Source organism: Rhodanobacter sp. ANJX3 (assembly GCF_014200755.1).
Classification (GTDB): domain Bacteria; phylum Pseudomonadota; class Gammaproteobacteria; order Xanthomonadales; family Rhodanobacteraceae; genus Rhodanobacter.
Genome location: NZ_JACHCM010000002.1, coordinates 392,541 through 406,335, shown reverse-complemented (window position 1 = coordinate 406,335; position 13,795 = coordinate 392,541). Strand labels below are relative to the sequence as shown.

Below are 13,795 nucleotides of genomic sequence, written 5' to 3'. Positions count from 1 at the left end.
TCGCGCGCCGATTCAGGCGTACTGCATCTTCACCGTCATGCCGCCATCGACGACAAAGTGCTGTCCGGTGATGAAGCCCGCCTGCGCCGATAGAAGATAGACGGCCATATCGCCGATATCCTTCGGCGTGCCGACGCGACCGGCCGGATGTTGGGCGTGATCCTGCTTGCTCAGCTTGGGCGCGCGACGCGAGGCTGGCTTGCGCCAGTCGTCGGTGGCGATCCAGCCAGGGAGGATCGCGTTGACTCTAACTGCAGGACCCGCACTCACCGCCATCGCATGGGTCAGGGCGACCAGCCCACCCTTGGTCGCCGCGTAGGCTTCGGTATGCGGCTCGGACTGTAGCGCACGGGTGGAGGCGATATGCACGATCGCGCCATGGCTTTCCTGCAAAGATGCCAGCGCATGCTTGCTGCAGAGAAAGGCGCCAGTGAGGTTGGTAGCGAGGTATTCGTTCCAGCGCGCCAGAGTCAACTCGGTCAAATTGCCGATGTCCGGATCGGCGATGCCGGCGTTGTTGACCAGGCCGTCGATCCGGCCGAATGTTTTAAGAGCTGCTTGGATCCATCCCTGGACGCTGCTTTCGCTGGAGACGTCCAGACGTCTGAATACAGCGCGCTGCCCCACTTTCCATTCGTCGATACAGGCGCGGCCGGCTTCGGTGTCGAGATCGCCGATCAGCACCGATCCGCCCGCGCCGAGAACGGACTGCGCGATACCGCGGCCAATGCCTTGCGCGCCGCCGCTGATCAACACCACACGATCGCGCATGGGCTGGGCATCGAAGTCGGCGATGGCGGGTGTGAGTGTCATATGGGAAGGCTCATATGTTCAACAGGATATCGTTCAATGACATACGTCGATCCTGCGGTAGTGGCTGTCTGGATCGCGTGCACGGAGGCGCAGCGACCGTGTGCCTCGCGCCTGCCGGCAAGAGGCGCTGCTCAGTCCAGCGGTGCGGCCATCACCAAATTGTCGACCGGGTATCCGCGCTGCCGAGCGCGCTCCTTGATCTGGTCGAACAGCACGCGACTCATACTCGGCTTGCGCGACAGGACCCACAGGTATTTGCGGCTGGGGCCGCCCACTACCGCCCACTGATAATTTGCATCCAGATCGACCACCCAGTAGTCGGCCCACACCACTGGCAGCCACGACAGCCATGCCGGCGCAAAGCGAACCTGGAGGGCCGCGGGCCTTCCCTCGACTTTCCGGGCGACGCCGTCGACCGCATCCATCGAGCCGTCTCTGACACGACAGGCATTGTGGACGCCGATGGTGCCGTCGGCGTTCGCTGTATAGGTCGCCGTGATCATGTCCACGCATTTGCGCTGAAAAAACATCGGCAGGTGGCCGATTTCGTGCCACTGGCCTACGTAGCGCGTCAGATCCAGGGTGGTGACCGGCTGATTCGGCAGCGCCGCCGCAGTGGCGGGTACGGCGACGGTCATCAAGGTGGTGGCAAGAAATGAGCGAAACACGACGATCTCCGATATCAACATTCGATGACGCAGAATAGGGCGCGTGCCAGCGCCGGTATCCATCCATGGTGCAAGCCAGCATAAAATACGCGCACACGTGTTTCGCTGTCGTGTGTCTGAACGACGCAAGTGCGTCAATACGTTGCGCACGGCAATGTCACGGTCTCTCCACGATATCGCGCCTAGAACGTAATGGCCTGCACACCGCAGGCTTCTTAACGGGAGTATCGACGTGGACAAGAATCGCACTGAAGGCACCAAGCATGAGGTCAAGGGCGCAGTGAAAGAGGCCGTTGGCAAGGTCACCGGCAACAAGACCAAGGAAGTGGCGGGCAACGTGGAAAAGAACGCCGGCAAGGCGCAGAAAGAGGTGGGCAAGGCGGCCGATGCAGCGCGCGACGCGGCCAAGAAGTAACCGGGCGATCGCCAGTGGTGCATGTCGGACGTGCGGCGTCAGCCTCGCGTCCGATGCTTTTAGGAAACGCAGACGTTCTCACCGGCCGAATACGTGAGTGTCTACAGTGCTAGCTTGCCGTTGGCGGATTGGCCGCGCCGATAACTCAACAGCCGGCCACGGAAGGGTGGGATGTCGTCCTTGTTGAAACGGCTACGCTGTTCGGTCACAGCAAAACCTTGGATGGCCAGTGCGCGCGTGAAGAACGTACTGTTGCCGCGACCTGGATCGGTAATGAGAATCTCGGCGTCCGGCGTCGCATGGCGAAGTATCGTGGCCGCCAGCTGATCCGCGTGACCCGACTCGTAAAGCACATCGCTGCCGATGATCAGATCGAACACCCCCAAGGTGAGATCGGGCACTTCCCAGCGCAGATCGCGATAGACGATCGCCAGCATCTTGTTCAGGGTCGCGTTGTGACGCAAAAAAAGCTCCGCCAGCGGATGGTGATCGCTGGCGGTGATATCTGCGCGGCGATGCTGCAGTACCAGGCTGGATAGCCCCAGCCCGCAGCCGAGTTCAAGAATGCGTTTGCCGCCGATGTCGTGGGTCGACATCGCCTCGGCCATTACCTTGCCCGACGGCCACACTTGCCCGAAAAGGCTCCACAGTGCGGAGGAGATACCGATACGTTCGGCGAGATGATGCGGGTCGGCAAACTGCTGCAGATCGCTCAAGGCGCGAATCCGATAGTCGCGGCCGCCAAGGCAGACCACAAGCTCGCGGGTGGTATAGCCCGGCATGGGCAGCTCCCGTGAGGGCTTCCTTTCGCGGGTTGCGAAACGGAGCATGAGAAAGGGAGCGAAACGGCGGATGGCGCCAGGACGCGCTGATGGAACAGCTGCCGCCCCACTGTACGCCATTCGCTTCACGGCGCTCGATTTTCCTCTGCCAGGTCCGGCCGTCAGCCTCTGTTGGATCCAGGAGCGCGTAAAACCCCCTATTGGCGCTCGTTATCGGCGTGTGTGATGTTGAGAACAGAGAATTTTGGACACTGTCATTCTTTGTACGCTAGCATCGTGTTGCGAGCGGTTCTACGTGAAGCGGATTGGGGACAAAGTCGAATGAATGCATCCGGGTCTTCCGGCAGTCTGGTATGCGTGGGCCTGGGCATGACGCTGGGTTCGCATATCAGCCCGCTGTCGCGCAGCCATATCGAGCAGTCGGATGTGGTTTTTGCCGGCCTGTCCGACAGCATCGTCGAAATGTGGCTGGCGCGGATGCATCCGGATGTACGCAGCCTGCAGCCGTTCTATCGAGAGGGCAAGTCGCGCCTGCAGACGTACCGGCAGATGGTCGACGCGATTCTTGCCGAAGTGCGCGCGGGCAAAAAGGTCTGCGGCGTGTTTTACGGCCATCCCGGCGTATTCGCCTGGGCGCCGCACAAGTCGATCGAAATCGCGCGCAGCGAAGGCTATCGCGCGCATATGGAGCCGGGCATTTCGGCGGAAGACTGTCTCTACGCCGACCTCGGCATCGATCCGGGTGCCTATGGCTGCCAGCATTTCGAGGCCGGCCAGCTGCTGTTCTACAAGCGACGGATCGATCCCAGTGCTTATCTTGTGCTGTGGCAGGTGGGCCTGGCGGGCGACAAGTCGCTGACGCGTTTTTCCACCGGCGCAGCGTATCGGCAGGTGCTGGTGGATGTGCTGGCGCGCGATTATCCGCTCGAGCATGAGGTCATCATCTATCGGGCCGCCACGCTGCCGATCCAGCCACCGCGGATCGAGAAGGTCGCGTTGCGTACGTTGCCGCAGGCCGATATCGATGTGCCCGATACCATCGTCATTCCGCCGTGCCTGGCCATGCAGCCGGATATGGGCATTCGCGCGCGGCTGGCCGCGCTCGATCAGGCCGAGGCGCAGGTTTCGGCGGCTTGATGTGGAAACAGATAAGTTCACGGGGTGGCGTGCGAAGCGTTTGAGACATCGATGAAAAGGACTTTTGCCGTGTCATTCGTTTCGGCGAGTCGAGCAGATTTTCGACGCTGGGAGGGCGGGAAAACGGTGGCTCGTCGGCGAAGAAGCAGGTGAAGCCTGAATCCGAGGTAGAGTGCCGCCTTGCCGATGCGGCTTTCGGAAAGGCCAATGATGCAAGCGATGAGGCGAAACGGCATTGCGCTGTTTCAAGCCATCATGCGGTGAATAATGGTGGCGCAAGGCTCCGGCCTTACGTTCGACGTAGCGGGGAAAGCGGTCTTAACGGTGCGTCTGGTCGTGGCTTAGATCGGGGTGCCATATCGAAGCAACCAACTTGTCAGGGGGTGATGTAATGACGGACGTGATCGATTTTCTGGAAAAGATGGGGCAGGACGCACAGTGGCGTCACGCCTCGCAGGGCGAGGTAGAACAGGCGTTGACTGGCGCGGAAATCGCTCCGGCGTTGCAGAGGGCGATCCTCGCCAAGGATAAGGCGCAGCTGGAAAAGCTGCTAGGTTTGGTTCCGCTATGTGCTCCTTATTTGCCAGGCAATGAGGATCAAGGGGAAGGCGACGAGGACGAAGAGACTCCATTGAGGGAGCCGGATGAGAAACCCGAACACAGCGGGCGTCAGGCCGAAATCTCCGCGGCCTAATCGATGTTTCTCTTTGGCAGACAGCGCCGGGCATGTCTTGCCGGCGCGCTATGGCTCGTGGCTTTGCAGATAGGCGCGGCCGCGGCGGCCGTGCCCACGATGGGAGATCCTGCGCCGCTGCTGCAGCAGGCGGACAGCCTCAAGACGTCGAACCATGCAGAGTTTCTGCAGCTTATGCAGCGGCTCGGCGCGGAGGCGACGAGATTGTCTTCGCAGCAGCAGCAGTATCTGCGTTACCTGCACGCCTGGGAGGTGGGTTATCGGGGCGACTACGAAACCGCTACGCCGCTGCTAAATGCGATCATTGAGCAATCCACCGATGCCACGCTGCGATTTCGTGCAGGTACGACCTTGGCGAATAACCTTGTTATCGGCTCCCGCTATGAGGAGGCGTTTGCGCGGATAAACCAGCTGCTGGATCAGTTGCCGCAGATTGCCGACAAGGATGCCCGCATACAGGCCTTGGGCGTCGCTTCGATGCTCTACAACGAGGCGGGTCAATACGATCTCGGCTTGACCTATGCGAACCAGATGTTGCGGGAAAACCCGGTCGGTGATGGTGACTGTAAGGGCAGGCTCTTCCAGATTCAGTCGCTGTATGAGAGCGGCAAGTTTTCGACATTCGAGCAACAGTCACGCGAGGCGATAGATGCATGCAATAAAGCAGCAGAATTTCTCTTCGCCAATTTTGTACGTTTCCATGTAGCAAGTTTTGATATTCAACACGGTCAAGCGTCGGCGGCGATCGAGCTTTTGCATAAGCATTACGCCGAGGTCCACCGCATCGGTTACCCGGAGCTGACCTCAGACTTCGATGCGTTGCTCGCGCAGGCGTACTGGAACGAGGGCAAGGTCGCGCTGGCGCAGCAGTATGCGCAGTTCGCCATCGACGGTGGGGTCAAGCACGAATTCACCAAGTCGTTGACCAGCGCCTATCAGCTGCTTTATCTGGTCAACAAAAAACAGGGTGATCTGGATGCGGCCCTGAGCTACCACGAAAAATATATGGCGGCCGACAAGGGCTATTTGAACGAGGTGAGCGCGAAAGCGCTGGCCTATCAGACTGTCACGCAACAGGTGCTCGCGAAAAAACTGCAAATCGACACGTTGAACAAGCAGAATCAGATACTGCAGCTGCAGCAGGCGCTGGGCACCAAGGCGATGGAGACCAACCGGCTTTACATCGTTCTGCTGCTGACCGTTCTGGCGTCGATCGCGCTATGGGCTTACCGTATCAAGCGGTCGCAGATGAGCTTCATGAAGCTGGCGCGGCGTGATGGATTGACCGGCATTTTCAACCGCCAGCATTTTGTCGCCATGGCCGAACAGCAGCTGAAATACTGCCAGAAGTCGACTCGCATGGCCGGGCTGATCGTGATCGATCTGGACAACTTCAAGCTCGTCAACGATACCCACGGTCATGCCGTGGGCGATCACATATTGCGGCGCACGGTGGCCGCCTGCGAGGCGCATCTGCGCTCTACCGACGTTTTCGGCCGCCTCGGCGGCGAGGAATTCGGCATCCTGATGCCGGAGTGCGACCGCGACGTGGTAACGGGACGAGCGGAATTGATTCGTCTGGCGATTGCCAGCGTGTCCAACGGCGAGGATGCACCTGGCATAGAGGTATCGGCTAGCTTTGGCGTGTCGTCCACTGTGGAATCCGGCTATAACCTGCGGCAGCTGCTGATTCATGCCGACAAGGCGCTTTACGATGCCAAGCGCGGAGGCCGCAATCGCGTGGTCGTATTCGACGACGTCGAACCGTCCTTCGCTCGATCGGATCTGCCGCTGCAGCGCAGGTAAACGCCAGCGGCGACTGGTCGGCCGTGCTTTCGTGGCAAGGCTTGTCGTGGAAGCCACCGCGACTTCCGCTGCACATCCATCTTCTCGATGCGGCGATTTTTCTCCTTGGCACCCCGTGCCGCCGATACCGATGACTCGGGAAAGACTTCCGCGTGGCGCTATGCCGCACAAGGCGGCCCGTCATTTCTTTCGAATTTCATGTCACCATTCCGCTTGAAGTTGCGTTAAGCAGTCATAAAGCGAGTGGGGATACCGTGCTGAGCAAGTTGCGGCATCGGCGGTTCATGGCATGGCTGGGCATGGCCGCGATCTGGCTGACGATCGTGGCGCCGGTGGTGTCGCGAACCCTTGCTGTCGAGTCGTCCATGCCGAACTTGGGCGCTTGGTGCACCGGCCATGGGCTGGCTCCGCACCATACGCCGGAACCGTCGGCGCCCGCGACGCCGATGGACCACTGCGGTTATTGCACGCTGCTCGGCCACAGCCCTTTGCTGTCCGGCCATACCATCGTCTTTTCAGCGTCTACTCTGCCAGCGGCGTCCGTGCCGAGGCTCTGGGCCATTGGCGCCACGTTCGTCGATCCCGTTCTGAGCGCCAATCCTCGCGGACCGCCGTCGCTTCGTCACGGCTGATCTCGCCTAGCGTGCGCTGCGGCTGCGCACGTATCGGCTCTCGCGTCGCTGAAGGCCATCGTCCGAATCACTGCGCCTCTGTTTTGCGCGCGTCTTCGGTCGCATCTGCCTCGCGCTCTTAACTCATGGATGGCGCTGCCGCCGCGCGCGCCATTGACGGAATTTTATTCATGCGATTTTCTCCTTCGGGCAGTGCGTTGATCGCGCTGCCGTTCGTGTTCATCTTTTCTTCTTTTTCGACCGCCAACGAACTCACGGCGGATTCCACCACGCCACTGTCGACCTCGGCCAAGACGCTCAAGGCGGTCGACGTCAACGCAACCAGGTCGGCTGCGCCGCCGTTCGATCCCAACCTGCCGGTGACGGTCGAAACCATCGATGCGGCGCAGCTGCGCAAGCTCAATATCGTCAATGCCGAGGATTCGCTGAAATACATGCCGGCGCTGGGCATACGCAAGCGCTTCATCGGCGATGAAAACGCCACGTTTGCGGTACGCGGCAGCAGAAATTCGCAAAGCGCGCGTGGCTTGGTTTACCTCGACGGTTTGTTGCTGAGCGATTTTTCCAACAACACGTTCGGCACGCCGCCCCGCTGGTCCATTGTGTTTCCCGATCATCTGGCGCGCGTCGATGTGCTTTATGGCGCCTATTCCGCCCTTTATCCCGGCAATGCGATCGGCGCCACGGTGCTGATGACGACGCGTATGCCCGACAAGCTGGAGCTATCGGCACAGACCCAGTTGTTCACCCAGCATGTCGACAACGACGGCGTGGATGGCCATTACGGCGGTAGCCGCAACAGCGTCACCCTGGGCGATCGCGTGGGCAAGCTGTCGTTTCTGGCGGGGTTCGCGCACCTGCAGAGCAACGGCCAGCCGCTGGTGTTCGCTACGCAGAATCTCTCCAGCACCGCGGCCGGCAACGCCGCCGTACCCGTCACCGGCGCGCTCACCGATATCGGCCCGAATGGCCAGTCGCGTGCGACCTTGGGCATCAACAGCGAAGGGCAGGAGGTCACCTCGCAGGATCAGGCCAACCTCAAGCTCACCTACGATTTCACACCCGATCTGCGCGGCGGCCTGGACGTAGGCTACTGGAGCCAGGATATGAGCCATCGAACCGCCAGCTATCTGCGCGATGCTGGCGGTCAGACCGTGTTGGCAGGCACGGTGGCGATCGATGGCCGGCAGTACGTGATACCGGCGAGCTTTTTCGCACCGAGCACGCGCCGAAGCGAAAACTATCTCTACGGCCTGTCGCTGGGGACTCATCGCGACAGCGGCTGGAACGTACAGGCGCAGGCCTCGTACTTCGATCGCGCCAAGAGTCAGGATCGCTCGGCCGGCAGCGCGCTGACCTACGACGGTGCCGGTCAAATCACGCTGGGTGACGGCAGCCGCTGGCGTACCTTCGATGTGCGCAGCAGCTATCGCCCGGACCGCATCGACGCGGGCAGCCACTGGCTTAGCATGGGCTATCACTACGATGGCTACGCGCTGGTCAACAACACCTTCGCGCTGAATCAGTGGCGTGAAGGTGACGCCAGTGCGCCTCTCAGCGACACCGGCGGCAGTACCCAGACGCAGGCGATTTATTGGCAGGACGCCTGGCAGTTGAGTCCTCGCTGGCAGCTCACCTATGGGGCACGCTATGAGCAGTGGCGAGCTTTCGATGGTTTCATCAGCACAACGAGTGGAGCGGTGACGAGCTACGCTACGCTGCTGCCGCGCAAGGAAAAACATCTGTCGCCGAAGGTATCGCTGGCCTTTCAGCTGGACGATGCCTGGCGGTTGAGGTTGTCCGGTGCCCGCGCCTATCGGTTTCCGACGGTGGGCGAATTGTTCCAGGGCTCGTTCAGCGGCCTGAGTCTGGTCAACAACAATCCCTACCTCAAGCCGGAAAACGATCTTTCGCGCGAGCTTTCCGCCGAATGGACCACCGCACGCGGCCTGACCCGTTTTTCGCTGTATCGCAGCGACACGCGCGACACGCTCTTCAGCCAGACGGACTACAGCGTATTCCCGACGGTCACCAATGTGCAGAACGTGGCGCTGGTGCGCACGCGTGGCGCGGAGGTGAGCTATCAGGGGCAGGGTGTGCTGTTCGACCGTCTGGACCTGACCGCCAACGGCGCGTACACGCAGGCCACCACCGTAAGCGATCCGCAAAACCCCGGTGCGCAGGGCAAGCAGTTCTACCGCGTGCCGCGCTGGCGCGCCAACGTGATCGGCACATGGCACAGCAGCGAAAGTACCTCGCTGACGCTGGCCGGTCGCTATTCCGGTCGCCAGTACAACACGCTCAACCACAGCGATATCAACCCCGATACCTTCGGTGGCGTCAGCGATTTTCTGACCTGGGACAGCAGCTTCAACTGGATGGTAAACGCGCACTGGAATGTCGGTGTGGGCATCGACAATCTCACCAACCGTCGCTACTACGTCTATTACCCGTACCCGTCACGCACCATCTATGTCAAAGCCGAGGTGCATCTATGAACGCCGGCGGTGCCGCGAGCGAGCTGGCTAGAGTCACCACGGGTACGCGGCGCCAGCAGGTCTACCGGCTGATTTGGCGCTGGCATTTCTATGCCGGACTGTTCTGTCTGCCGTTTGTCGTATGGCTGTCGATCACGGGCATGATCTACCTGTTCAAGCCGCAGCTCGAACCGCTGCTGGAGCGGCGTTATGCCCACGTCACCGGCGGTCCGCCGCAAGCCGCGTCGGCCCAGGTTGCCGCCGCACTCGCCGCCGTGCCCGGCGGGGTGCTGAATGCCTATGAGTTGCACGCTGCACCCGAAGCGGCGACGCGTGTTCTGGTGGGCAAGGGGGCGCAGATCAATCGCGTGTTCGTCGATCCGTCCAGTCTGCGCGTGCTGCACGTGGTGAACGAGAACGATCGTTTTATGCGGGTGATCTTCTACCTGCACGGCGAACTGCTGCTGGGCACGGCAGGCTCGGTGCTGGTGGAACTGGCGGCGTCGTGGACGATTCTTATGCTGTTGAGCGGGCTGTATCTGTGGTGGCCTCGAACGCACCGCTTCTGCGGCGTGCTCTTTCCGCGCCTGCGCCACGGTTCGCGCACGTTCTGGCGCGACATGCATGCAGTCACCGGCGTATGGGTGTCGTGCTTCGCCCTGTTCCTGCTGGTGTCCGGACTGCCGTGGAGTAAATCCTGGGGCGGCATGCTGCAGACGTTGCGACAAACGTATGCACGTTCGGCCAGTGCGCAGGACTGGAGCATCGGCAGCGCACACGATAGGGCCGTCGCCAGCTTGCAGAATGCGCCGTTACGCGCAGCATTCATGCCCGGCATGCGTATGCCGGGCGATACCGAGGCGGCGGCAATCGGCTTGGACTACACGGCACTGGATCGAGTGCTACCCACCGTGATCGCTCAGCAACTCGCACCGCCGGTGCTGATTTCACCGCCGTCACGGTTCGCGCCCACATGGGCGGCGCGTTCCGATGCGGAGGATCGATCGCTGCGCGCCGATCTCGTGCTCGACGGCACCAGCGGGGCCTTGGTCAGCCGCACGACGTTTTTCCAACGGCCGCTGCTCGATCGCATCATCGGTTATGGCGTGGCCATCCACGAAGGTCGGCTGTTTCCGCCGCTCAATCAGATCCTGGGTGTGTTCACCGCGCTGGGCCTGATCACGCTGTCGTCGAGTGCGGTGGTGCTGTGGTGGCGGCGACGACCTGCCGGCGTGTTGGGTGCGCCACCTGCGCACGCGCAGACGCGGTATCCGATGTTGGTCGTCACGCTGCTGGTGCTGCTGGGCATCGCGCTGCCGTTGCTGGGCGCATCGATGCTCGTGATGCTGCTGGTCGAGCGAATAGGCCTGCGCCACTGGCCGCGAGCCCGACATTTTCTCGGACTCGCGCCGAAACTCGACGTCTGATCGGCGCCACACGACCTACGGCAAACGCAGGCATCGTCGTGTGGCATAGAGCTCAGGTGTGTCCGGCCACCGCGTGCGGCACGTAATGCTCTTCGAGCCTGGCGATTTCATCGGCGTCGAGGTTCAGCGACAGCGCGGCTACGGCGTCATCCAGATGGTGCGGCTTGGAGGCGCCGACGATCGGCGCGGTAACGAACGGCTTCTGTGCGACCCAGGCCAGCGCAACTTGCGCCTTCGATATGCCGCGCGCCTTGGCCACGGCAGCCACCGCTTCGACGACTTTTTTGTCGGCGTCGGGCACGGTGTACAGCGTCTTGCCGTAGACGTCGGTGGACTCGCGCTCGCTGCTTTCGTCCCAATCGCGGGTGAGGCGGCCTCGCGCGAGCGGGCTCCAGGGAATCACGCCGATGCCCTGCTCCTGGCACAGCGGCATCATCTCGCGCTCTTCTTCGCGATAGAGCAGGTTGTAGTGGTTCTGCATGGTGGCGAAGCGCGTCCAGCCGTGTTTCTCCGCCACGTACAGCGCCTTGCTGAATTGATAGGCGAACATCGACGATGCGCCGATGTAGCGCGCCTTGCCGGCTTTCACCACATCGTGCAGCGCCTCCAGAGTCTCCTCGATCGGGGTGCGCGGATCCCAGCGGTGGATCTGATAAAGATCGACGTAATCGGTGCCGAGCCGGCTGAGACTGTGGTCGATCTCGCTCATGATCGCCTTGCGCGAGAGGCCCATGCCGTTCGGGCCTTCGTGCATGCGGTTGAACACCTTGGTCGCCAGCACGATGCTGTCTCGCGAGCCGAAATCCTTCAGTGCGCGGCCGACGATTTCTTCCGAGGTGCCATCGGAATACACGTTCGCCGTATCGAAAAAGTTGATGCCCAGATCCAGCGCTTTGCGTATGAAGGGTCGGCTGGTTTCCTCGTCCAGCGTCCAGCTGTGTGCGCCGCGTTCGGCGTCGCCGTAGGTCATACAGCCAAGGCAGACGCGCGATACGTCGAGGCCGGTGCGTCCGAGTTTTACGTATTCCATCATCGTCTCCAGTAGCCGGTAGAAAAGGGCACGGCCGATAGCGCGGATCGGAGCAGTGCAAAGCGCAAGCCTAACCGTCCGCGTCGCCTAAAGGGTTGGCAACGCGTGAAAGCGCGCCTGCGATACGACGAGTTTTTGCGGCCTCGGCATACGGTCGAACGGGCGGACGGCTCGACGTCCATCGCGTCGATTTTTCATAGACACGCACTGGCGCGCGCGTTACAACGGTGATCTGTTCGTTCATGCTGGAGTGCTCGATGCGTCTCGCCTCAACCGCTTTATTTGCCGCCCTATGCGTGGCTGCCGGCACCGCGTGTGCGGCCGATGCGTCCGTGGCGCTGGCGCCGCAGATCACCGCCGCTGATTTCGCCCAGTTCGACAAGACCCTGAGTTCGGACGAATTTGGCGGGCGCAAGCCCGGCACCGCAGCCGAGCCGCGTACGATCGACTGGCTCGTCGAGCAGTACAAGCGCATGGGCCTGCAACCGGGCAACCATGGCTCGTGGTTTCAGACGGTGCCGGCCAACTCGATCCAGCTGTTGAATACCGATGTCACGCTGAATATTTCAGCCGGCGGCAAGACCAGCCAGTTCGCCAATCACGACGACATGGTGGTGCAGACTCTGCAGGCAAAAGCCAATGTCGACCTGAAAAACTCGCCGATCGTGTTTCTGGGTTTTGGCGCCGACGCGCCGCAGTGGCACTGGAACGATTACAAGGACATCGACGTCAAGGGCAAGACGGTGATCGTGTTGGTCAACGATCCCGGTTTCGCCACGCTGGATCCGAAGCTGTTCAACGGTCGCGCGATGACCTACTACGGCCGCTGGACCTACAAGTTTGCCGAGGCCGCGCTCAAAGGTGCGGCCGCCTGCTTCATCGTGCATACCAGCGACGCGGCGGCCGGCTATCCGTTCCGTGTGCTGCAAAACAGTAACAGCGGGCCGCAGCTCAGCCTGCCCAGCAGCGTCGATCCGTCGCCGCGCCTGCCGGTGGCCGGCTGGCTGACGCGCCCCGCGGCGGAGCGCCTGTTTGCCGCCGCCGGCCAGAATTTCGACGAGCTGGAAAAAGCCGCGGCCAAGCCCGGCTTCAAACCCGTGCCGCTGCAGGCCACGGCCTCGGTCAGCCTGAAAAACAAGATCGGCCATATCGAGTCGCACAACGTGCTGGCGATGGTGAAGGGCAGCAGCAAGCCCGACGAAGCAGTGATCTATACCGCGCACTGGGATCACCTCGGCACCGATCCTTCGCTGAAGGGACACAAGGTCTACGGCGGCGCGATCGACAACGGCACCGGCCTGACCATGCTGCTGGAGATCGCCGATGCGTTCGCGCATCAGAAAACGTCGCCGCCGCGCAGTGTGCTGTTCTTCATGCCGACGCTGGAGGAGTCCGGGCTGCTCGGCTCGCAGTACTACGCCTCCAAGCCGGTATTCGCGCTCGACAAGACCGTCGCGGATATCGCCGTCGATGCGCTGCCGATCATCGGCCGCGCGCACGACATGACCGTGATCGGCAAGGGCCAGTCGCAGCTGGAGGACATGCTGGCCGACGTACTGAAATCGCAGGGCCGGGTGATCTCGCCGGAGACCACGCCGGAGAACGGTTTCTACTTCCGCTCCGATCATTTCAACTTTGCCAAGGCCGGCGTGCCGGCGATGCTGGCGAGCTCCGGCCTCGATCTGCTCAACGGTGGGCGCGAGGCCGGTCAGAAAGGCGCGACCGAATACACCGCCCATCACTACCACACGCCGAACGACGTGTTCGATCCAAATTGGGATTATTCGGGCATCCTCGAAGACACGCAGGCGCTGTACGAGCTGGGGCAGAAGCTTAGCCAGGACAACGTCTGGCCGAAGTGGTACCCCGACAGCCCCTTCGCCGCCAAGCGTGAGGCGGATCCGCCGAAGTGAA

Annotated in this window: 12 protein-coding genes; 8 read left to right on the top strand and 4 right to left on the bottom strand. The window is 61.7% G+C overall.

Features of this window, described 5'->3' with window-relative positions; genetic code table 11:
- Window positions 1-12: 12 nt before the first annotated feature.
- Together HDE76_RS06570 and HDE76_RS06565 are read right to left on the bottom strand one after the other, a co-directional pair.
- Window positions 13-813 carry an SDR family oxidoreductase gene (locus HDE76_RS06570; RefSeq protein WP_184506157.1) on the bottom strand — a complete coding sequence of 267 codons (801 nt, stop codon included), beginning with the start codon at window positions 811-813 and terminating at the stop codon, window positions 13-15.
- A gap of 131 nt (window positions 814-944) precedes the next feature.
- Window positions 945-1,502, bottom strand: a complete 558-nt coding sequence (locus tag HDE76_RS06565; RefSeq protein WP_184506155.1) for a lipocalin family protein — start codon at window positions 1,500-1,502, stop codon at window positions 945-947.
- 211 nt (window positions 1,503-1,713) lie between these two features.
- Between HDE76_RS06565 and HDE76_RS06560 the strand changes: the two genes are divergently transcribed.
- A complete protein-coding gene (locus tag HDE76_RS06560) occupies window positions 1,714-1,896 on the top strand; it encodes a CsbD family protein (protein WP_184506153.1) in 183 nt (60 codons plus the stop codon).
- 101 nt (window positions 1,897-1,997) lie between these two features.
- On the opposite strand, the gene HDE76_RS06555 is transcribed toward HDE76_RS06560, so the two are convergent.
- Window positions 1,998-2,678 carry a methyltransferase domain-containing protein gene (locus HDE76_RS06555; RefSeq protein ID WP_184506151.1) on the bottom strand — a complete coding sequence of 227 codons (681 nt, stop codon included), beginning with the start codon at window positions 2,676-2,678 and terminating at the stop codon, window positions 1,998-2,000.
- A gap of 321 nt (window positions 2,679-2,999) precedes the next feature.
- Here HDE76_RS06555 and HDE76_RS06550 point away from each other — a divergent pair, with 321 nt between their 5' ends.
- The 6 genes from HDE76_RS06550 to HDE76_RS06525 all read left to right on the top strand — a co-directional run bounded on the left by HDE76_RS06550 (window position 3,000) and on the right by HDE76_RS06525 (window position 10,851).
- Window positions 3,000-3,815: an SAM-dependent methyltransferase gene (locus tag HDE76_RS06550; protein ID WP_184506149.1), complete on the top strand. Its 816-nt coding sequence runs from the start codon at window positions 3,000-3,002 to the stop codon at window positions 3,813-3,815.
- 391 nt (window positions 3,816-4,206) lie between these two features.
- Window positions 4,207-4,509 (top strand): hypothetical protein, encoded by a 303-nt coding sequence (locus HDE76_RS06545; protein WP_184506147.1) that lies wholly within the window; start codon window positions 4,207-4,209, stop codon window positions 4,507-4,509.
- Between the two features lie 57 nt (window positions 4,510-4,566).
- Entirely contained in the window at window positions 4,567-6,315 is a 1,749-nt protein-coding gene (locus HDE76_RS06540; protein WP_343205672.1) for a GGDEF domain-containing protein, read from the top strand.
- Between the two features lie 152 nt (window positions 6,316-6,467).
- On the top strand, window positions 6,468-6,947 hold the full coding sequence (locus HDE76_RS06535; RefSeq protein WP_184506145.1) for a DUF2946 domain-containing protein: 480 nt from the start codon (window positions 6,468-6,470) through the stop codon (window positions 6,945-6,947).
- Between the two features lie 170 nt (window positions 6,948-7,117).
- Entirely contained in the window at window positions 7,118-9,445 is a 2,328-nt protein-coding gene (locus tag HDE76_RS06530; protein WP_184506143.1) for a TonB-dependent receptor, read from the top strand.
- Window positions 9,442-10,851, top strand: coding sequence for a PepSY domain-containing protein (locus tag HDE76_RS06525; RefSeq protein ID WP_184506141.1), 1,410 nt, complete (start codon window positions 9,442-9,444; stop codon window positions 10,849-10,851). The genes HDE76_RS06530 and HDE76_RS06525 overlap by 4 nt, the downstream gene beginning before the upstream one ends.
- Window positions 10,852-10,903: 52 nt before the next feature.
- Here the strand turns inward: HDE76_RS06525 and HDE76_RS06520 are convergent, their stop codons facing one another.
- Window positions 10,904-11,881 carry an aldo/keto reductase gene (locus tag HDE76_RS06520; protein WP_184506139.1) on the bottom strand — a complete coding sequence of 326 codons (978 nt, stop codon included), beginning with the start codon at window positions 11,879-11,881 and terminating at the stop codon, window positions 10,904-10,906.
- 257 nt (window positions 11,882-12,138) lie between these two features.
- Between HDE76_RS06520 and HDE76_RS06515 the strand changes: the two genes are divergently transcribed.
- Window positions 12,139-13,794: a M28 family metallopeptidase gene (locus HDE76_RS06515; RefSeq protein ID WP_184506137.1), complete on the top strand. Its 1,656-nt coding sequence runs from the start codon at window positions 12,139-12,141 to the stop codon at window positions 13,792-13,794.
- Window position 13,795 lies beyond the last annotated feature (1 nt).